Annotated in this window: 16 protein-coding genes; 2 read left to right on the forward strand and 14 right to left on the reverse strand. The window is 66.6% G+C overall.

From position 1 onward, the window contains the following. Nucleotides 1–87: 87 nt before the first annotated feature. From QZ471_RS09110 to QZ471_RS09165, 12 genes are all read right to left on the reverse strand, one after another. Complete coding sequence (locus QZ471_RS09110; RefSeq protein ID WP_295462908.1) at nt 88–1932, reverse strand: copper resistance system multicopper oxidase; 1845 nt, start codon at nt 1930–1932, stop codon at nt 88–90. A gap of 192 nt (nt 1933–2124) precedes the next feature. Beyond that, nucleotides 2125–3276: an acetylornithine deacetylase gene (argE, locus tag QZ471_RS09115; protein ID WP_295462910.1), complete on the reverse strand. Its 1152-nt coding sequence runs from the start codon at nt 3274–3276 to the stop codon at nt 2125–2127. Next, nucleotides 3273–4433, reverse strand: coding sequence for an FAD-binding oxidoreductase (locus tag QZ471_RS09120; RefSeq protein WP_295462911.1), 1161 nt, complete (start codon nt 4431–4433; stop codon nt 3273–3275). The genes argE and QZ471_RS09120 overlap by 4 nt, the downstream gene beginning before the upstream one ends. Continuing rightward, a complete protein-coding gene (locus QZ471_RS09125; RefSeq protein ID WP_295462913.1) occupies nt 4430–5830 on the reverse strand; it encodes an FAD/NAD(P)-binding oxidoreductase in 1401 nt (466 codons plus the stop codon). Before QZ471_RS09125 ends, QZ471_RS09120 begins: the two co-directional genes overlap by 4 nt. After that, entirely contained in the window at nt 5815–6120 is a 306-nt protein-coding gene (locus tag QZ471_RS09130) for a (2Fe-2S)-binding protein (RefSeq protein WP_295462915.1), read from the reverse strand. Before QZ471_RS09130 ends, QZ471_RS09125 begins: the two co-directional genes overlap by 16 nt. Beyond that, on the reverse strand, nt 6117–7961 hold the full coding sequence (locus tag QZ471_RS09135; RefSeq protein WP_295462917.1) for an ABC transporter ATP-binding protein: 1845 nt from the start codon (nt 7959–7961) through the stop codon (nt 6117–6119). Before QZ471_RS09135 ends, QZ471_RS09130 begins: the two co-directional genes overlap by 4 nt. A 1-nt stretch (nt 7962) precedes the next feature. Further along, nucleotides 7963–8865, reverse strand: coding sequence for an ABC transporter permease (locus tag QZ471_RS09140; protein ID WP_295462920.1), 903 nt, complete (start codon nt 8863–8865; stop codon nt 7963–7965). Next, nucleotides 8862–9818: an ABC transporter permease gene (locus QZ471_RS09145; protein ID WP_295462922.1), complete on the reverse strand. Its 957-nt coding sequence runs from the start codon at nt 9816–9818 to the stop codon at nt 8862–8864. The genes QZ471_RS09140 and QZ471_RS09145 overlap by 4 nt, the downstream gene beginning before the upstream one ends. Nucleotides 9819–9891: 73 nt before the next feature. After that, nucleotides 9892–11529, reverse strand: a complete 1638-nt coding sequence (locus tag QZ471_RS09150) for an ABC transporter substrate-binding protein (RefSeq protein ID WP_295462925.1) — start codon at nt 11527–11529, stop codon at nt 9892–9894. A 449-nt stretch (nt 11530–11978) separates the two neighbouring features. After that, entirely contained in the window at nt 11979–13271 is a 1293-nt protein-coding gene (locus QZ471_RS09155) for an FAD-binding oxidoreductase (protein WP_295462928.1), read from the reverse strand. Nucleotides 13272–13296: 25 nt separating this feature from the next. Then, the gene (locus QZ471_RS09160; RefSeq protein ID WP_295462932.1) at nt 13297–13968 is read right to left on the reverse strand and encodes a haloacid dehalogenase type II; all 672 of its coding nucleotides are present in this window, start codon (nt 13966–13968) and stop codon (nt 13297–13299) included. 165 nt (nt 13969–14133) lie between these two features. Further along, entirely contained in the window at nt 14134–15609 is a 1476-nt protein-coding gene (locus QZ471_RS09165) for an aldehyde dehydrogenase family protein (protein ID WP_295462934.1), read from the reverse strand. A 183-nt stretch (nt 15610–15792) separates the two neighbouring features. Between QZ471_RS09165 and QZ471_RS09170 the strand changes: the two genes are divergently transcribed. Further along, on the forward strand, nt 15793–16635 hold the full coding sequence (locus QZ471_RS09170; RefSeq protein ID WP_295462936.1) for a GNAT family N-acetyltransferase: 843 nt from the start codon (nt 15793–15795) through the stop codon (nt 16633–16635). A 121-nt stretch (nt 16636–16756) separates the two neighbouring features. On the opposite strand, the gene QZ471_RS09175 is transcribed toward QZ471_RS09170, so the two are convergent. Then, entirely contained in the window at nt 16757–17452 is a 696-nt protein-coding gene (locus tag QZ471_RS09175; protein ID WP_295462938.1) for a hypothetical protein, read from the reverse strand. A 345-nt stretch (nt 17453–17797) separates the two neighbouring features. On the opposite strand from QZ471_RS09175, the gene QZ471_RS09180 reads away from it, so the two are divergent. Next, nucleotides 17798–18946: a GGDEF domain-containing protein gene (locus QZ471_RS09180; protein ID WP_295462940.1), complete on the forward strand. Its 1149-nt coding sequence runs from the start codon at nt 17798–17800 to the stop codon at nt 18944–18946. Nucleotides 18947–18958: 12 nt separating this feature from the next. On the opposite strand, the gene QZ471_RS09185 is transcribed toward QZ471_RS09180, so the two are convergent. Continuing rightward, on the reverse strand, nt 18959–19366 hold the full coding sequence (locus tag QZ471_RS09185) for a hypothetical protein (protein ID WP_295462942.1): 408 nt from the start codon (nt 19364–19366) through the stop codon (nt 18959–18961). Between the last annotated feature and the right edge of the window lie 28 nt (nt 19367–19394).

Raw genomic sequence — 19394 nt, forward strand, 5'->3', positions numbered from 1 at the left:
CAGCAACGGCACCAATCGGGGCGATGCTGCAGCTGGTGATAGCAAGCAGCGAACAAACGTGGAGTCGATTCAACGCGGTCACTGGCATCACTCCTCTACCCGGACTTCACGGAGCATACCCGTCTCCATGTGGTACAGCAGATGGCAGTGATAGGCCCATCGCCCCAGGGCGTCAGCAGTTACGCGATAGCTGCGTTTGGAGCCTGGAGGCATATCGATGGTGTGCTTGCGCACCCTGAAGTTGCCCTCCTCATCCTCCAGGTCACTCCACATGCCATGCAGGTGAATGGGATGGGTCATCATCGTGTCGTTTACCAGTACGATCCTGACGCGCTCCCCGTATTTCAGCACCAGAGGGTGAGCTTCCGAGAACTTGATGCCGTCGAATGACCAGGCGAACTTCTCCATGTGTCCTGTCAGGTGTAGCTCGATGGTACGGCTTGGCTCGCGGCCATCAGGGTCTTCGAAAGAGCTTCTGAGGTCGGCGTAGGTGAGCACCTTACGTCCGTTGTTACGCAGGCCCAGGCCGGGATCATCCAATTTGGCGGTAGGGATCATCGCCTGCATGTCGACCAGCGGGTTGTTCTTCTCACTCGCGGGATGACTTTGCATGGTCCTGCCGCTCATTCCAGGCATCGAACCGTGCTCCATCCCCGCCATAGCGCCGTGGTCCATGCCCTGTATGGAGGGCATTTTGCTGTGGTCCATGGCTGGCATGGGCGAGCCTCTCATGCTGCTCATGGTCTGCGTACCGTCGCCGGACGCTGAATTCATGCCTTCCCTGTTCCCGTGGTCCATGCCGCCATGGTCCATACCGCCCATACCCATGTCGTCCATCGTGAGCAAGGGCCGAGGATCAAGCGGAGGGACCGCCGCCACCAAGCCATCCCGTACGGCAAGGGTGCCGCGGGCATAGCCGGTACGATCCATTGACTGAGCGAAGACCGTGTAAGCCTCGCCAGTGGGCTCGACGATGACATCGTAGGTTTCGGCCACGGCGATGCGCAGCTCGTCGACCTCCACTGGATTCACGTAAAGGCCGTCAGATGCAACTACGGTCATCTTCAGGCCTGGGATACGGATGTCGAAGTAGGTCATGGCAGAGCCGTTGATGAATCGAAGGCGCAGCTTCTCGCCAGGACGGAACAGGCCAGTCCAATTCATGTTCGGAGCCTGGCCATTGAGCAAGTAGGTGTAGGTTGCGCCGCTTACATCCGCGAGATCCGTGGGGTTCATCTTCATCTCAGCCCACATCTTGCGATCCGTCAGCGTCGCGGCCCAGCCCTGGTCAGCCACGTCGTTGACGAAGTCGCCAAGGGTGCGCTTGTGGAAGTTGTAGTAGTCGGACTGTTTTTTCAGCGTGCGCATCAGTGCAGCCGGATCTTCATCCGTCCAGTCCGTCAGCATCACCACATGCTCACGATCGTATTTGAAAGGCTCGGGCTCCTTCGCCTCGATGACCAAGGGGCCATAGACTCCCACCTGTTCCTGGAAGCCTGAGTGGCTGTGATACCAATAGGTCCCGTTCTGGTGGAGCTTGAATTGGTAGACGTACAGGCCGCCCGGCTCGATGCCTGCGAAGCTCAGTCCCGGTACCCCATCCATGTTTGGCGGAAGGATGATGCCGTGCCAGTGAATCGAAGTAGCCGCATCAAGCTTGTTGCGCACGCGAAGCGTCACCGTGTCGCCCTCCCTCCAACGTAATAGAGGGCCCGGCAAGCCGCCATTGATCGCCATCGCTGTGCGGCGCTTGCCGGTGATGTTCACCGGCATCTCGCCAATCGACAGGTCGAATTCCGTACCCGTCAGAGTAGTAAGCGCCGGTGAGCCAAGAGCCGCCCAACCGGGCGAACGCCACATCCCCAGCCCACCCAGCATGCCGGCAGCGGCGAAGCCTTTGACGAAGGTACGTCGAGAGAGTCTTGAAACCATACGCGCATGTCCCGGTAGCAAGGACGGCAGCGGAGCCGTGCAAGCAGTTGAAAGCCTGAGCGGGACGATGTCATGGCGCTTTGCGGGATGCGATTACATTTCTGTAAGGATCGGGGCTGCGATGCGAGGCCCCAGGATTCGCCACGATCCTGGCGCACCCGCTGGTTACGGCCTGGGAGCAGCGTGAATGGCCTACCCCAAGGCCACCCGCAACCGCCCCAGCAAGGCATCACAGGCGTCCAGCTGGCTCAACTCGACATACTCGTCCGGCTTGTGCGCCTGCTCGATGCTGCCGGGGCCGCAGACCACCACCGGGGTGTCCAGCCGACTGGCGAAGAGGCCGCCCTCGGTGCCGAAGGCCACCTTGAGCTGGGCGGTGCCGGGTTCGACCAGGGTCTGCAGGAAACGCACGGCTTCGACACTGGGATGGGTGTCCAGGCCCGGATAGGCGTTGACCGTCTCGATCTCGATGGCGGCCTTGGCTGAGGTTTGCCGTGCCTCCCTGACCAGGCGGTCTGCCGTTTCCTGCAGCGCGGCGACCAGACTGGCGGGATCGTCCGCCGGCAGGTGGCGGATCTCGAAGTCCAGGGTGCAGAGGTTGGGCACGATGTTCAGCGCCTTGCCGCCGTCGATCCGCCCGACATGCAGGGTGGTATAGGGAATATCGTAGGCCGCGTCGTGCGCACCCTCTTCGGCCAGATGCCGCTGGCTGGTACGCAGGGCGCTGATGAGGTCGCTGGCCAGGTGAATGGCGTTGACGTGCAACGGCGCCAAGGAGGAATGGCCCTCCTGGCCATGGCAGTGGGCGCGCAGCGCCGCCTTGCCCTTGTGGCCGAGGGCGACCTGCATGTCCGTGGGTTCGCCGACGATGCAGAGGAAGGGTCGCACCGGCGCCAGTTCCAGCACGTCCAGCAGGCGACGCACGCCGACGCAGCCGATCTCTTCGTCGTGGGACAAGGCCAGTTGCAGTGGCCGTTTCAAGGGCGCCCCCCGGGCGGCGGCCAGCAGGGCCACCACCGCGCAGGCGACGAAGCCCTTCATGTCGCAGGCGCCGCGGCCGTAGATCCGGCCGTCCTTGAGAGTCCCCTCGAAGGGTGGCAGGGTCCAGGCCTGGCCGGCCACGGGCACCACGTCGGTATGCCCGGAGAGCAGCACGCCGGGCACGTTACTCGGGCCGACGCTGGCGAAGAGATTGGCCTTGCGTCCGCTCTCGTCGAGCACCAGCCGACAGGCGATGCCGGCGGCTTCCAGCAGACCCTGGACATGCTGGATCAGCGCCAGATTGGAGTCGGCGGAGACGGTGGGAACGCCAATCAGGGTGCGCAGCAGGTCCTGGCTGTTCATCCGGCGAGGCTCTCGCTACTAGGCTGCGCGAAGCGGGCCACGTCGAAGGCTGCCAGGGGCGTCTCGGTGCGACCGGTGGCGATCAATTCGGCCATGGTGTCGCCCACGCCCGGGCCAAGCTGGAAGCCGGCGCCGCAGAAGCCGAAGGCGTAGTAGAGGCCGTCCACCTGGCTACTCGGCCCCATGATCGGCAGGTCGTCGGCGATATAACCTTCCACCCCGCTCCAGGTACGGATCACGTTGACCCGCCCCAGCGCCGGCGCCAAGCGGCGCAGTTGGGCGAGCTGGTTGAGCATGCCATGGGGTTCGGCGCGGGCCAGGCGGGTATCCAGGTCCGGTCGGGTACGGAAGCAGCCGCCGAAGATGACGTTCCCGCGCGGAATCTGGCGGAAGTAGATAGTCTCGTCGATACGCGGCGAGGAAACCCCCACCGTCTCACGGAAGACGTAGGGCAAGGGCTCGGTCACGCCCATCTGCGGGCCATGGGTCTCGATGGGCACCGGCTCGCCGAATTGGCTCGACAGCCGGCTGCCCCAGGCACCGGCGGTGATCAGCAGGCGGGGCGCCTGGAAACGGCGGCCATCGCTGGCCTGCACCAGGAAGTCGCCGTCCGGCTTGGCGACCTGGGTGATCTCCACGCCTTCGTGCAGACTCACGCCCTCCCGGACCCCGGCGCGGGCGAAGGCCGGTGCCGCCAGGCGTGGATTGGCGTGGCCGTCGTAGGGCGCATAGGAGCCTGCGACCACCTCGCGGCTCAGGTAGGGAAACTTCTGGCGCAGGGCATCGCCTTCGAGGATCTGCAGCCCCAGGGGAGCGGCTTCCGGCGCCTGGGCGTATTCGCGCAGCATGGCGATGCGCGCAGGATCGTAGACGACCCGAAGGTGGCCGCCCTGGACGAACTCCAGGTCATCCCCGATGAGTTCCGGCAACCGGCCCCAGATACCACGAGAGCGAGTGGCCAGGGGGACCTGGCACAGGTAGCGCCCCTGCCGTCGGACGTTGCCGAAGTTGGTGCCGCTGGCGAAGCGGCCGACCTGGTCGCGTTCCAGCAAGAGCACCGACAGGCCGCGACGCCGCAGGAAAAAGGCACTGGCGCTGCCCATGATGCCGGCGCCGACGACGATGATGTCGGCCCGGTGACTGGCGGTCTGGTTCATGACGAAAGCTCCTCTTCGCTGGCGACGATACCCAGCGGCAGTGGCCGCACCGGCGCCTGGCCGCGCAGGCGGCCGACGGCCTCCACCGGCACGCCGGCTTCGGCGGCGATGATCTCGGCCCCGGCCTGGGCGCAATAGCGACCCTGGCAGCGGCCCATGCCGACCCGACTGAAAGCCTTGGCTCTATTGGCTTCGCGGGCGCCCTTCTCGCGTACCACGGCGCGCAGCTCGCCGGCGGTGATGCCTTCGCAACGACAGACCACCGCCGTATCCGGCAGGCTGGCCATCTGCTTGGCCGGCCAGGGAAAGGCCTCGGCGAGACCCAGGCGGAAGCGCTCCTGTACCTCGATGCCCTCGCGGCAACGCTCGGCGAGACCGTTTGGCGGCGTGCGGCCGAGGTCGGTCAAGACCGCACAGGCGGCCAGTTGCCCGGCCAACTCGGCACCATCGGCACCCCTCACCCGGGCGCCGTCGCCAGCGGCATAGACGCCTGGCGTGGACGTCCGCCCCTCGGCATCCAACTGCAACACCCACTGTCCGGTCGCCTGCTCGAATTCGAAGGCGCACCGGGCGAGATCGGCCAACTGGGTCTCGGGGCGCAGGTGGTAGCCCAGGCCCACGGCATCGCCGACCACCTCCTGGCGCAAGCCGCGGGCATCGGCGAAGGCCACGCCGCGCACGCCCTGCTCGGCATCGCCGAGGATTTCCAGCGGCGCCACGCCGAAATGCAGCGGCACCCCGGCGCGCTTGAGCGAGGCCATGAGTTGCACGCCCTTCCAGGCCACGCCCGGGCGGGCCAGCAACTTGGGTGTCGCCAGGGCGCGCAGGCGCAACGGTGCGGTATCCAGCACCGCGGCCACGGTGGCCCCGGCCTGCTGGTATTGGCTGGCGACCAGGTAGAGCAAGGGGCCGCTGCCAAGGAAGATCACCCGGCGGCCGATGGACACCGCCTGGGCCTTGAGAGCGATCTGGGCGCCGCCGAGGGTATAGGTGCCGGCCAGGTTCCAGCCCGGCACCGGCAGCAATCGGTCACCGGCGCCGGTGCAGAGCACCAGGGCATCGAAGTCCAGGGGCCGCTGGCGATTGCCCTGCACGGTGTAGAGGGTGCGTTCGTGCAGATGCCAGGCCAGGGTGTCGGGCCGGTAGTCGAGGCGTCCGCGCAGGCCATCGAAGGTGCGGTGCAGGTCTGCGGCCTTGCCGGCCTCGCTGCCGTAGAGGGTCGCATAGGGGCGTTGGAAGCCCTCGGGCTGGCGGCGATAGATCTGGCCGCCGTCGCGGCGGTTCTCGTCGATCACCACCGGGGTGATACCGGCGGCCAACAGCGTCTCGGCGCAGCGTACCCCGGCGGGGCCGGCGCCGACGATGACCACGCGGGGTTGCTTCAGGCCAGGTTCCATGCGACCTCCGGTTGCTCGGTGAGGATCTGCAGACCCTCGCGGACCTCGGTCCCGCAGGCCCGCAGACGTTCGCCCTCGGCGGTCCATACCCAGCAATCCTGGCAGGCGCCCATCAGACAGAAGCCGGCGCGGCGGTCGTCGCCGAATTCGGAGCGGCGCAACGCCGGACCATTGGTGAGCAAGGCAACCATGAGGGTATCGCCGGCCAGAGCCGTGACCGGCAGGCCGTCCACCGTGAGGCTGATCTGCGGCCGGCCGGTCTCGCCGAGGCGCTGGAAGCGGGTAGTCATGCGCGAACTCCTTGGGTGTGCAGCACGGCCCCGCCCTGCAGTCGCTGCAGGGTGTCGCCGTCGTGATGACAGAGGATGCGATTGCCACCCGCCAGGGTTTGCGGGCGAGGCGGCAGGCGGTCGCAGCGGCCTTCGAGGCGGACCGGGCAGCGACGCAGGAAGCTGCACAGCGGACCGCTGGCCTGGCTCGCCGGTGCCAGCGGCGCCACGCTGCGGATCGGCTGCTCTTCCAGCCAGCCCTGGCGCAGCGCGGGCACGGACGCCGTGAGCAGCTCGGTGTAGGGATGCAGCGGTGGCTGTTGCAGCGTCGTCGGGGTGCCCAGTTCCACCGGTTGGCCGGCATAGAGCACCAGCACCTCGTCGCACAGACTGCGCACGGTGGAGATGTCGTGGCTGATGAACAGATAGGCCAGGCCCAGTTCGCGGCGCAGCTCCGCCAGTAGATCGAGGATGGCCGCGCCGACCACGGTATCCAGGGCCGAGGTGACCTCGTCGCAGAGGATCAGCTCCGGCTCGGCCGCCAGGGCGCGGGCCAGATTGACCCGCTGCTTCTGGCCACCGGATAGCTCGCCCGGGCGCCGGTTGGCGAGACTCGCCGGCAGTTGCACCCGGTCGAGCAGTTCGCGGACCTTGCGCTGGCGGGTAGCCTTGTCGAAGGTGTGATAGGTCTCCAGGGGACGCATGAGGATGCGCTCCACGCTGTGGGCCGGATTGAGCGCCGTATCGGCATTCTGGTAGACCAGTTGCACCCGGCGGAACTGCTCACGGGTGCGCCCGTCCAGCCCCGGTGGCAGGGCCTCGCCGCCCAGGTGCACGCTACCCCGCGCAGGCGGCAGCAGGCCGGCGATCACCCGCGCCAGGGTCGATTTGCCGGAGCCGGATTCACCGATCACGCCCAGGGCCTGTCCCGAAGCGATACTGAAATCGATGCCCTCCAGTACCCGGTAGCGTGGCAGCCCATCCGCCCCCTGCGGGCCGTAGCCGGCGACCAGGTCGCGCACCTCCAGCACGGGCGCGCGCGTGTCGACGGCCGGCAGGCCGCGCTCAGCCAGGGGCTCCGGCCGGGCCGCGGCCAGCAGGCTGCGGGTATAGGGATGGCGGGCGCTGGCCAGCAGGCGCTCGGTGCGCCGATTCTCGTACACCTCGCCGCCGTTGAGCACCAGGATGCGGTCGGCCATCTGGGCCACCACGGCCAGGTCGTGGGAGACGTAGATGGCGGTCACCCCGCGCTCGCGCACCACCTGCTTGAACACCCGGAGCACCTCGATCTGGGTGGTCACGTCCAGCGCCGTGGTGGGTTCGTCGAGAATCACCAGGGTCGGATCGGTGATCAGCGCCATGGCCGCCATCAGCCGCTGCAGCTGGCCACCGGACACCTGGTGCGGATAGCGCTCACCGATGTGCTCGGGGTCCGGCAAGGCCAGCTCCCTGAACAGCTGCAGGGCCCGCGCCTCGGCTTCGCGGCGGGTCAGCACGCCATGGATCAGGGCGCTTTCGATGATCTGTTCCAGCAAGCGGCGCGACGGGTTGAAGGCCGCCGCCGCGCTCTGGGCGATATAGGCCACGGTGTGACCACGCAGCCGGCGCAGGCCGGCGCCGTCCAGCTCCAGCACCTGGGTGTCGCCGACGCGGATCGAACCGCCGGCCAGCCGGCACCCTGCTCGGGCATAGCCGAGCAGCGACAGGGCGATGGTGGTCTTGCCCGAGCCGGACTCGCCGATCAGCGCCAGCACCTCGCCCTTGGCCAGGCTGAAGCCGACGTCCTTGACGATAGTGGTTTCGCTGCCGTCTTCGCCCTGGGCGACCACGCGCAGGTCCTTGACCTCGACCAGCACTTCCATCTCAGCGCCCTCCCCGGCGCCGTGCGCCGAATCGGTCGATGAGCAGGTTGACCCCCACGGTCAGGGTGCCGATGGCCAGGGCCGGCATCAGCACCGCCGGAGCGCCGTCGGCCAGGCCGCTGATGTTTTCCCGTACCAGGGAGCCGAGGTCGGCATTGGGCGGTTGCACACCGAGGCCGAGAAAGCTCATGCCGCTGAGCAGCAGCACGATGTAGACGAATCTGAGGCCCAGGTCGGTGAGCAGCGGCAGGCGCATATTGGGCAGCATTTCCCGCAGGGCGATGTACAGCCGGCCCTCGCCGCGGGTGCGGGCGACCTGGACGTATTCCAGCTCGGTGAGATTCATCGCCAGGCTGCGGGCGATGCGATAGCAGCCCGGCGCGTAGCCCACCACCGCCATCACGATCAGCAGCGGCACCGAGGAGCCGAAGGCCGAGACCATCACCAGCGCCAGCATCTTGCTCGGCAGGGAAATCAACGCATCGATCAGGCGCGACAGCGGCTCGTCCACCCAGCGCCCCGAGAGCGCCGCCAGCAGGCCGAGGCCGGTCCCCACCGCGCAGGCTAGCACCGCAGCCACCAGCGCTAGGCCCACGGTGAAGCGGGCGCCGTCGAGGATGCGGCTGAGCACGTCGCGGCCTAGGTAGTCGGTGCCCAGCAGGTGTGCCTGACTATAGCTGGCCAACACCGCGCTGTCGCCCAGGGCGCCCGGATCATAGGGCGCGAGCCAGGTGCCGAAGACGGCGATGAACAGCCAGAAAACCACCAGGCTGCCGCCGAGGAGCCCGGTCAGGGACCAGCGGCTATGCCGGCGGGTACGGGGCGGCGAGAGCTGGGCGTCGAGCGTCTTGCCGTCCACCGGCAGGACCGCCGCGGTGCGTACGGGAGTCACGGGTCGGGTCATAGCGTTCTCAGCCTCGGGTTGGACAGGATGGCGCAGAGGTCCGCCAGGGTCATCAGCACCAGGTAGGCGCAGCAGAACAGCATGGCGCAGGCCTGGATCAACGGCAGGTCGCGGCTGGCGACACCGTCCACCATCAATTGGGAGATGCCCGGGTAGTTGAAGATGGTCTCGACGATCACCACCCCACCCATCAGGTAGGAAAGACTCAGGGCGATGGCGTTGGCGATGGGCCCCACGGCGTTGGGCAAGGCATGGCGCAACACCACGCGGACCGGGCCCACGCCCTTGAGCCGAGCCATTTCCACATAGGGACTCTGCAGTTGGTCGACCAGGGCGGCGCGGGTCATGCGCGCCATCTGCGCCACGATCACGCAGCACAGGGTACCCACCGGCAGCGCATAGGCGCGCAGGAAGTCCAGGGGACCGTCGATGTCGTGGGCGAAGGAGAGCGCCGAGGTCCATTGCAGGTGCACGGCGAAGACCAGCACCGCCAGGGTCGCCACCAGGAATTCCGGCACCGCGACGATGCCCAGGGTGAAGACATTCAGCGCCCGGTCCAGCCGCCCACCCGCGTTCATCGCCGAGACGATGCCCAGCCCGAGCGCCAGGGGCACCGACACCAGGGCGGTCACCCCGGCCAGCATCAAGGAACCGCCGAGGCGATCACCGATCAAGGCGCTGATCGGCATCTGGCTGGCCAGGGACTGACCGAGATCGCCGTGCAGCAGGCCGCCCAACCAGTGGACGTAGCGCAGCAGCGCCGGCTGGTCCAGGCCCATCTGGGCGCGCAGCGCAGCGACCTGCTCGGGCAGCGCGAATTGACCCAGCGCCTGCTGGGCGGCGTCGCCCGGCAGCAAGGCCGAGACGAAGAACACCAGCAGCGAGACGATGATCAGCGTCAGCACGGCGCCGCCGAGGCGTCTGGCGATGAGGGAAACGACGGAGCGATCCAAGGTCACCTCCTGCGAAAGCTTGGAACGGCGCGCTCGGGCCTTCCCGCCCGGGAGCGCCGCCAGGTGCGGCGCCTCAGCTTTCCAGCCAGACGTGTTCGGCGAACATGTACCCCATCAACCCACCGATGGGGATGATCCCGTAGCCGCCGAGCTTGGCCGAGTGGGCGTCGATGGAACTGGTGAAGATCGGCAGGCCGATGCCGCAGTGCTGGTTGATCAGCAACTGCATGTCGGCGTACATCTGCTTGCGCTTGGCCAGGTCGGTTTCGCCGCGGGACGCCACCAGCAACTGGTCGAACTGTTCGTTCTTCCAGCCGGATTCGTTCCAGGGCGCATCGGATTTGAAGAATTGCGACAGCAGGATGTTGGCGGTGGGCCGGGCATTGATGTTGCCGAAGCCCAGCGGATCCTTCATCCAGTGGTTGTCCCAGTAGCCGTCGGCACTGACCCGGTTGACCATCAGGTTGAGCCCGGCCTGGCGCGCGGACTGCTGCAGCACCAGGGCCATCTCGTTGGCGTTGTCGGCGGCGGTGGAGGTCACCAGCGGCATCCGCGCACCGGCGATACCGGCCTTCTGGAACAGGAACTTGGCCTTGTCCGGATCGTAGGGGCGCTGGGGTACGTCGGCTGCGTAGTAAGGCGTGCCGGGCATGATCGGCTGGTCGTTGCCGATGAGGCCGTAGCCGAGGAACACCGATTTGAGGATCTGCTCGCGATCGAACAGCAGCTTCATGCCCTCCACCACATTGGGGTCGTTGAAGGGCCGGTTGGGGATTCTCATGATGAGATCGGTGTAGCTGCCGGAGTTGTTGGCGACGATCTTGAGCTTGCCACCCTGCTTGATGCGCTCCGCCGAACGGGGATCCACCGACACGATGAGCTGGACGTCGTTGGCCAGCAGGGCATTGACCCGCGACGGCTCGTCGGTGATGCCGATCAGCTCGACCTCGTCGAGATAGGGCTTGCCGGATTTCCAGTAGTTCTCGTTGCGCACGCCCAGGGTACGTACGCCCGGCTTGAATTCCTTCACCTTGAAGGGACCGGTGCCGTTGGCGGTGGAGAAGTCCTTGGTGCCGTCGGCGATGATCAGGAACGGCGAGATGGCCAAGACCGCCGGCAGCTCGGAGTTCGGCGATACCAGGCGGATGCGCACCTCGTCGGGCGCCACGGCGGTCACCTCGGCGAATTGATCGGCCAGCGCCTTGACCTTGGAGCCCACCGCCGGGTCCTTGTGGCGCAGCAGCGAGTAGACGACGTCGGCGCTGTCGAAGGTCTTGCCATTGTGGAATTGCACGCCCTGGCGCAGCTTGATCGTCCAGGTCAGGGCGTCCTGGGTGTCCATCTGGGTGGCCAGGGCCATCTGGGGTTCGAGGTGGCTGTCGAAGACGGTCAGGCCGTTGTAGAAGAAGTACTGGCGGGTGTAGTCGCCCGAGAAGGAGCCCTTGGCCGGATCGAGCGTATCGGCCGTGGACGAACCCGCGGCGGCAGCGCGAACCCGCCCACCGCGGCGCGGCGTGGCGCCGACCGCATCTTCTGCGGCGAACGCCCGGCCGTCACGGCCGAGCAGACTGCCCACTCCGGTCGCCAGCAACCCGGCGGCACCCAGCAGGCGCAACGCATCGCGTCGCGACAGGCCCCGATGCAGGGCTTCGAAGGCCCGAACGCTCTCAGCAGCACCTATCAGGGGACTTCCAGTCTTTTTCTCGGTCATGTCGGCTCGCTCGTTGGGGACTCTGTCGCCAGGCCGCGCGCCCCTCCCCGGGAGCGCGGCGCTGTCCTCGTGGCCGCGTTGTCCAGCGGCCTGAGTCATTACAGCACCGGGCCCTCGCCGATTACCGTCGTATTGGCCCTGCGGCGAGATAGAAAAGATCGTTTTGCCCGACCGGCTCAGCATTCTTTGCGGTGTGCTTCGCCGCGGCGCATGGACCGCGCCGATGCCCGGCTTTGGCGCGCGTCGCCGGCATCTCGCCGGCATCTAACCCCCCATTGCAAAGGGCTGGGCCGGCGGGCGACGGCTTGCCAAAGGGTCCGCGTGCAGCAGTTTCTGCTCAGCGGAACGCCGCTTGCGGCCAAGCCTTGCGCAGTGCCCAGACGTGCAAAAGCCGCCAGCCCGCGCACCGTCGAAGACGGACGCGAGCTGGCGGCTCAAGGATCGCCCCGCTAATGCAGTCGATCCTGCACCCGGTAGTACAGTCCCACCAACGGTAGGAACCAGGGTTTGCCGAAATGCCCGGGGATGGCCGGCCAGTCCAGTACGCGCCAGGGATTGGCCTGGCTACGGCCCTCCAGCACCTCGGCCATCACCCGACCCATGTGCACCGACATCTGCACCCCGTGGCCGCTGTAGCCCATGGCGTAGAACAGGCCCTCCTGCTCGCCGGCACGGGGCAGGCGGTCGGCGGTCATGTCCACCAGGCCGCCCCAGCAATAATCGATGGGGGCCTGGGCCAGGGTCGGAAACAGCTGTCCGAGGGCGGCCCGCAGAACGGCGCCGCTCTTGGCGTCTTGCCGCGGATCGGACAGGGCGAAGCGCGCCCGCCCGCCGAAGATCAGCCGGTGGTCCGGCGTGGTACGGAAATAGTTGCCGATGATGCGGCTGGTCACGTAGGTACGTCGATTGGGCAGAAGTTCGTCCAGCAGCGCCTTGGGTAGCGGTGCGGTGGCGATGATGAAGCTGCCCACCGAGGCGATGCGCCGGCGAAACCATTGGAAGGGCCCGACCTGGGCGTTGCCGGTGGCCACCAGCACCTGGCGGGCGCGCAACTCGCCCTTGGCACTGGTCACCCGGAAGCTGCCATCGGGCAGCCGCTGCAGATCGCTGACCGCCGCCCCTTCGTAGACCAGGGCACCGCGGCGTACCGCGGCTTCGGCAAGGCCAACGCCGAAACGCCCCATGTGCATCTGGGCGCCATTGCGTTGCAGCAGGCCGCCATGGAAGCCCGCCGACGCGACCTCGGTTCGTACCTGGGCGGGACTGAGCAGCTCCACTTCTGGATCCACCTCTTGGCGAATCAGCTCGCAGGTGCGTGCCAGGGTGTCGTAGTGCTGCGGCTTGGCGGCCAGCTTCAGCTTGCCCGCCTTGAGGAAGTCACAGGCGATGCCCTCCTCGGCGATCACCGCCTCGACGCTGGCCACCGCATCGGCATAGGCCTGGTAGAAGGCCCGGGCGCGCTCGGCGCCCAGGCTGGCGCGCAGGGCTGCATAGTCTTGGGCAACCCCGGTATTGCAGTGCCCACCGTTGCGACCGGAGGCTTCGCCGATCACCCGGCCGGCCTCCAGCACCGCCACGCTGGCACCCCGCTTGCGCAAGGCCACGGCCGCCGACAAGCCGGTGAAGCCGCCACCGATGACGGCGACGTCCACCTCGCCTGCCACCGGTCCGGGGCTGGCCCCGGTGAAGCCCGGCGCGGTCGCGAGCCAGTAGGAATCGGACGATGCTGGGCCGTGACTCATGGGCGGACTCTCCTGCGGCAAGGGCTTACGCGAGACCGACCACGGCCGCCAGGCCGCCGATGTCCTTGATCTCGGTGTTGCTGTAGAAGGGCGTGCTCGGCTCGTGGCCGCGATTCACGAACACCTTGTTCTTGATGTTCATGTAGTCCGCGGGGATCAGGTCGTAGCGGAAGCTGGAGGACACGTGGAGCACGTCTTCCGGACCGCAGCCGAGGTTGTCCAGCATGTATTCGAAGGCGGCCAGGCGCGGCTTGTAGGCCTGGCCCTGCTCGGCGGTGAAAACGCGGTGGAAGGGCACGCCCAGCTTGTCGACGTTGGACATGATCTGCTCGTCGGCGGCGTTGGAATAGATCACCAGGGGGATCTTGTCGGCGATCTTGGCCAGGCCGGCGGTGACGTCCGGGTGCGGGCCCCAGCTCGGCACCGCTTCGTAGTAGGCGTTGGCCTCGGCGTCGGTGAAGGAGATGCCCCAGCGCTTGCAGGTACGCTCCACGGCCGAGTAGAGCACTTCCGAATAGGGCTTCCAGGCGCCGAGCACCTCGTCGAAGCGGTAGCCGTTGAAGTCTTTGCAGAACTGGTCCATCGCCTCGGCCGGGATGCGGTCGGCGAACATCTCGCGGGCCATGTCGGACATGCGGAAACGGGTCAGGGTGCCGTAGCAGTCGAAAGTGATGTACTTAGGCCGAAAGGCGGTCATGGCGTGGGTCCTTTGACGGAAAGTCGTGAGTGGAGGCTGGGACGTTGGGGCTGTCCCTGGCAAGCATTACAGCATCGGCGGGCCTGGCGAATGTCCGCTTTCAGGCACCAGCGGAGACAGAAAAAGCCGTTTTGCGGCTAGGCCTCAGCATTGTTTGCGGAAGCCTCAGGAGTGCTCCAGGTCGATCAGCACGCTCTTGCTGCGCAGGTTGGCCTCGAAGGCCGCGCGACCCAGGTCCTTGCCGATCCCGGACCGCTTGTAGCCGCCGGTGGGGATGATCCAGTCATGACTGCGCCCATAGCGATTGACCCAGACGGTACCGGCTTCCAGGGCGCGGGTCAGGCGCAGCGCCCGGCCGAGATCGGCGGTATGCACCCCGGCCGCCAGGCCATAGGTGGGGTGATCGGCCAGGGCCAGGGCCTCGGCTTCGTCGTCGAACACCTGCACGGTGAGCACTGGGCCGAAGATCTCTTCACGCACCGCGGGATTGTCCGCGCTCACCCCGGCGATCAGGGTCGGCTGATAGTAGGCGCCGCCCATGCCCTCCTCCAAGGCGCCGCCGACCAGTAGCTCCGCGCCGGCCGCCCGGCTGCGGCTGACGATGTCCTGGATGCGCTGGCCCTGGCGGTGGGAAATGATCGGCGCCAGGGTGGCCTCCGTCGCCCAGGTCGGTCCGGGCCGCAGCTCGGCGAAGGCGGCGCGAATGCCGTCCAGCATCGGCTCCAGGGCGGCGCGCTGCACCAGCAGGCGCGAACCGGAGACGCAGACCTGGCCGGCGTTGCCGGTGATGGCAGCGGCCACGCTATGAGCGGTACGGGCCAGATCCGGGGCATCGGCGAACACCAGTTGCGGACTCTTGCCCCCCAGTTCCAGGGTCACCGGCTTGGGACCGCTCTCGGCGCAGGCGGTCATGATGGCGGTACCGGTGCCGGTGGAGCCGGTGAAGGTCACCTTGCCGATGCGCGGATGGCGGCACAGGGCGTCGCCGGTCACCCGGCCATCGCCCTGGACCACGCTGAGGATGCCGGCCGGCAGGCCCGCCAGGACGGCCAGCTCGGCCAGGCGCAGGATGGAGAACGGGGTCAGCTCCGACGGCTTGATCACCACGGCATTACCGGCGGCGAGCGCAGGTGCCATCTTCCAACCGGCCATGCTCAGCGGAAAATTCCAGGGCGCGATTGCCCCCACCACGCCATAGGGTTCGGTGATCTGCAGGCCCAGGTGGCTGGTAGCAGTGGCCGCCACCTCGCCGCCATGCTTGTCGGCGAACTCGGCGAAGAAGCGGATGCCCTCGGCCACGTAGGGGATGTCCCAGGCCAGCACCTCACGCAGCGGACGGGTCGAACCCACGGCTTCCAGCGGTCCGAGCACCTCGCCGTCGGCTTCCACCAGATCGGCCCAGCGGCGCATCACCCGGGCACGCTCCCGGGGCGGGCGAGTCGCCCAGTCGCTGGCCTTCCAGGCGTGCCAGGTGCCCTCCACCACCTCGTCCACCAGCGCCGCCGAGGCACAGGGCAAGCCGCTTTGGAAGCCACTGTCGGAGGGCCGGAACACATCCAGCTCAGGGCGGGCGTCGCAGAGGCGCCCACCGATGAAATGAGCACAACGAACCGCAATTTTTCTGGGGTCGAACGAGGCCATGGCGCGCTCCGCTAGGGCTGTGGGCTTGGCCCCATGCTAGGCGTGCCTGCCGCCATCTTTTGCCGAACTGATGCGGACCTTCGGCGCCTCCCAGCGCCGCGCCTACCCACCGGCAACCGAATCTGCCGTCGGGTCTTGCTAGGCTGGCGCCTGAATTAGCCAGACCCGAACCGGAGCCCTGCCGTGTCCCACGTCACCCTAAGACCCCTGCGCGAAACCGACCTCGCCACCGCCCACCGCCTGTCCCAGGCGCTGCAATGGCCCCACCGCCTGGAAGACTGGCAGTGCCTCTTCCACACCGGCGAAGGCCTGGTACTGGAAGACGACCAGGGAGTGTTCGGCACCGGCTTCTGCGTGCCCCAGGGCGACTACGCCACCATCGGCCTGGTGATCGTCGCCGACAGCCATCAAGGTAAAGGTCATGGGCGGCGCCTCATGGACGGCCTGCTGCAACTGGCTGGTACCCGCACGCCGCTGTTGGTGGCCACGGTACGCGGCGCCCCGCTCTACCGCAGCCAGGGCTTCGAGTCCTACGAGCGCATCTACCAGCACCAGATCGCGACGCTGCCCGCCGTGACCGAACGGCAGCCGATGGAAAGCCAGGTGTGCGAGCTGACCCCGGCAGCGGCCCCACAACTGGAACGCCTTGCCCAGCTCGCCAGTGGCCTGGACCGCACCGCCCTGCTACGGGAACTGCTGCCCCAGGCCGAACGCCTCGTTGGCCTGGAAAGCGAAGGCCAACTGCGCGGCTTCGCCCTGCTGCGCCCCTATGGTCGCGGCCTCTCGGTCGGCCCGGTGATCGCCGAATCCAGCGAGCAGGCCAAGGCGCTGATCCTCACCCTGCTGCGCGATGCAGAGGGGCGTTACGTGAGATTCGACGTCACCGCCCGCAGCGGTCTCAATCCCTGGCTCCTGGAGCTAGGCATCCCGCAGGTCGATGAGGTCGAGCAAATGGCCCGGGGCAAAGCACCCGAGCCCCGCGACGGCCTGGACCAGTTCGCCCTGCTGACCCAGGCATTGGGCTAGTCAACCCGAAAGAGGTAGCGCCTTTCATACCGAGCCAATCGCGGCTTCTTATCACCATCGGCGACCCGAACGCGTATTGGCTCACCGCTTATTTGGCTTTCAAGCGACCTTCACGACACCATCAGGTAGGGCTTGCGTAAGCACATAGCAGTTGCGAGATGACAGGCCCTTGCACATAGGAAACCGCCGCGCTCAGAAATAACACCCCAACTGTAGTAGCGAACAAGGCACGAATCCGGCCAAACTCGTGCACGAGACGCTGCAACCGGAACATTAGAAAAATAAAAACTGCATAACCTATCAGCACGAAAAAGTTTGACAGGACCGCCATTGAGCTTGTTTGAATTGTCGAACTAACCGCTTCGCCATAGCCAGCCGCAGTACAATTTTGCGCCATCACCTTCAAGCGCACCCCTAATGCAGGCATTTCGAACAACTTCAAAAAAACCAACCAGCCAGCAAGGTAGAAGAAGGCATTGATGCTAACCAGCATCCCCTTTCGTGCACCTGACAACCGAGCGGCCAATCCGAAGCAAGCGCCATAAAACAAGATGAGCAGCCAGTTTGCCATGGTCATTACACCGACAAACTCAAAGCTTGGCACTACACCTGCCGACCGAGACGCAGGCAGCCCTAGTACGCTCAAACCTGTGGCTACAGCGATGCCAAACAGCCATGCCCGAGGACAGGCTTCCCTACGCTTCTTCATTTCTTCAAAAAAGGCGGGGCTGGACTGAAGGAGCAGTTGAGCATCTCGTGCAGACGCGCCTATGACTGTCCACATTTTTTCCAGGAAAAATGCCGCTGTTTTCTCCAACTGTACATTTCTCCGCATGGCAACGACTGATTGGCAAGCTTATACATCGACCAGGTAAATGTCGCACGCCGGTGCCACGCGGCAGGTGCTTGTCGAGACGTTTCGTAAAAAGCTCACTTTGGCCCACATGAATGTTCAGTCAATCATCGCGACAGCGGAAACGCTCGGCCGGTAGCGGTCATCATTTCAGGGGTTCAAGAGCTATTCTCCTCACCCGATGCCAGCCTGCAACCTAATGCTGTCCTACCGCTTACAGAACTTGGCAAACCGCTCGGTCAGACGCTCATCTATTGCCAATAACACCTACGGTTATCCTGCGTGAACTCGCAGTTACCAGGCCCAACCATGCTTTCCACCCTCGTCACCTCCTCCAGCATCGTTTTCATCAGTCTGCTGTTCGGCGCCGGCCTGCTCGTGGCCTGGCGGGAGTTCGGCTTGCAGCGCCACGTAGCGCTCTGGGCGCTGTCTTTCATGGCCGCCGCCGTGGGCCACGGCCTACGTATCGCCGGCGGCCTCTGGGTCGCCCAGCAAGGGCTGCTCGCCATGCTCGCCTGTCATGCCTCCATCGCCAGCTTCGCCCTGCTGGCCTGGGGCTTTCGCCTGCGGGCCCAGCGCGACAGCCGCCTGGTGCTCGGCTGTTGGCTCGCCTCGTTGCTGGTGATCACCGCGGTCTGGTACGGCCAGCTCGCCGAATGGCGGACCTTCTCGCGGATAGGCACCGCCGCGGTCGATGCATTCATGGTCGCCATCATTCTGGCGACCCTGCGCCATAGCCGGGGTACCGCGCGCCTTCTGCAGGGGTATCTGGCCCTCTATGGGCTATACATCGCCAGCGTCGGCGTCACCGCCTGGCTGGCACGGCCGGGCGGGATGCTGGGCAACGACGTCTTCATCATCGTGCTGTCGATCGGCACCCCGACCGGGATGATCGGCAGCGGCATCCTGACCTTGCTGATCGTCTCGGCCGATCTGGCCGCCGAGTTGCGCCGTCAGGCGCGCACCGATGCCCTCACCGGCTTGCTCAATCGGCGTGGCCTCGAAGAGCGGGCCGAGGAGCTGCTGGCGGAGCCACGCCGGCCGAGCGCCCTGGCGGTGGTGATCGCCGATCTCGATCACTTCAAGTCGATCAACGACCGTCTCGGTCACGCGGCGGGGGACGATGTCCTGCGCCGCTTCGCCCTGCATCTGCGCGAAACCCTAGGAGCGCGAGGGCTGGCGGGACGCCTGGGAGGCGAAGAATTCGTCCTCTTGCTGGCCGACTGCACGGCCGAGGCCGCCTATGGCCTGGTCGACACCCTGCGCGCCGGCGTTCCGGCCCGCTTCACCGCCAGCCATCCGGAGCTCGAGCAGGTGAGCGCCAGCTTCGGCATCGCCCTGGTGCAGCCCGGACAATCCTGGTCCGCCACCCTGGCCCGCGCCGACGCCGCGCTCTATCGGGCGAAGCGCGCAGGGCGCAATCGGGTACTGCTGGACGAGTCCGAAGTCCCGGCCTGACGGGCTAGCGAATCAGCGCCACTCGCACCCGGCCACGCGATTGCAGCTGGTGCGGGCGCGGTCGCCCTGGGAGGTGGAGAAACGGCTGATGACGTTCCAGCCCAGCTGGCGGGTGCGGCCGAGCCAGAGATTGCCGTCGCTGCTGAGCCCGCTGAAGAACTGCAGCCGGCCCAGGCGGGTGCTGGTCTGCGCCCAGGTCAGGCCCGACGCCGCATCGAAGCCGCGCATCAGGGTGTCGTTGCCCTGCACCGCCACGCCATACCAACCACCCTGTCCGTCGTGGCAGCGCAGCACAAAGGCACTACGCACACAGGTATTGGCCGGTTTGAGACTGGGAATGGCCGCCTGGGCGGCAGCCAGCGGCATCAGTAGCAGCGCAGTAGCCAACAGGCAGCTACGCGGGATCGAGGACGAGTTCATGGCGCCAGTGGGTCGGGAAGCGGAACGC

The sequence above is a fragment of the uncultured Pseudomonas sp. genome, from assembly GCF_913774235.1.
In the GTDB taxonomy this organism is placed as follows: Bacteria; Pseudomonadota; Gammaproteobacteria; order Pseudomonadales; family Pseudomonadaceae; genus Chryseomonas.

What these genes read in the sequence shown, in the direction of transcription:
- QZ471_RS09110 (WP_295462908.1), bottom strand. Translation starts at nt 1,932, where the DNA reads ATGGTTTCAAGACTCTCTCGACGTACCTTCGTCAAAGGCTTCGCCGCT.
- argE (WP_295462910.1), bottom strand. Translation starts at nt 3,276, where the DNA reads ATGAACAGCCAGGACCTGCTGCGCACCCTGATTGGCGTTCCCACCGTC.
- QZ471_RS09165 (WP_295462934.1), bottom strand. Translation starts at nt 15,609, where the DNA reads ATGGCCTCGTTCGACCCCAGAAAAATTGCGGTTCGTTGTGCTCATTTC.
- QZ471_RS09140 (WP_295462920.1), bottom strand. Translation starts at nt 8,865, where the DNA reads ATGACCCGACCCGTGACTCCCGTACGCACCGCGGCGGTCCTGCCGGTG.
- QZ471_RS09150 (WP_295462925.1), bottom strand. Translation starts at nt 11,529, where the DNA reads ATGACCGAGAAAAAGACTGGAAGTCCCCTGATAGGTGCTGCTGAGAGC.
- QZ471_RS09155 (WP_295462928.1), bottom strand. Translation starts at nt 13,271, where the DNA reads ATGAGTCACGGCCCAGCATCGTCCGATTCCTACTGGCTCGCGACCGCG.
- QZ471_RS09180 (WP_295462940.1), top strand. Translation starts at nt 17,798, where the DNA reads ATGCTTTCCACCCTCGTCACCTCCTCCAGCATCGTTTTCATCAGTCTG.
- QZ471_RS09160 (WP_295462932.1), bottom strand. Translation starts at nt 13,968, where the DNA reads ATGACCGCCTTTCGGCCTAAGTACATCACTTTCGACTGCTACGGCACC.
- QZ471_RS09130 (WP_295462915.1), bottom strand. Translation starts at nt 6,120, where the DNA reads ATGACTACCCGCTTCCAGCGCCTCGGCGAGACCGGCCGGCCGCAGATC.
- QZ471_RS09125 (WP_295462913.1), bottom strand. Translation starts at nt 5,830, where the DNA reads ATGGAACCTGGCCTGAAGCAACCCCGCGTGGTCATCGTCGGCGCCGGC.
- QZ471_RS09135 (WP_295462917.1), bottom strand. Translation starts at nt 7,961, where the DNA reads ATGGAAGTGCTGGTCGAGGTCAAGGACCTGCGCGTGGTCGCCCAGGGC.
- QZ471_RS09120 (WP_295462911.1), bottom strand. Translation starts at nt 4,433, where the DNA reads ATGAACCAGACCGCCAGTCACCGGGCCGACATCATCGTCGTCGGCGCC.
- QZ471_RS09185 (WP_295462942.1), bottom strand. Translation starts at nt 19,366, where the DNA reads ATGAACTCGTCCTCGATCCCGCGTAGCTGCCTGTTGGCTACTGCGCTG.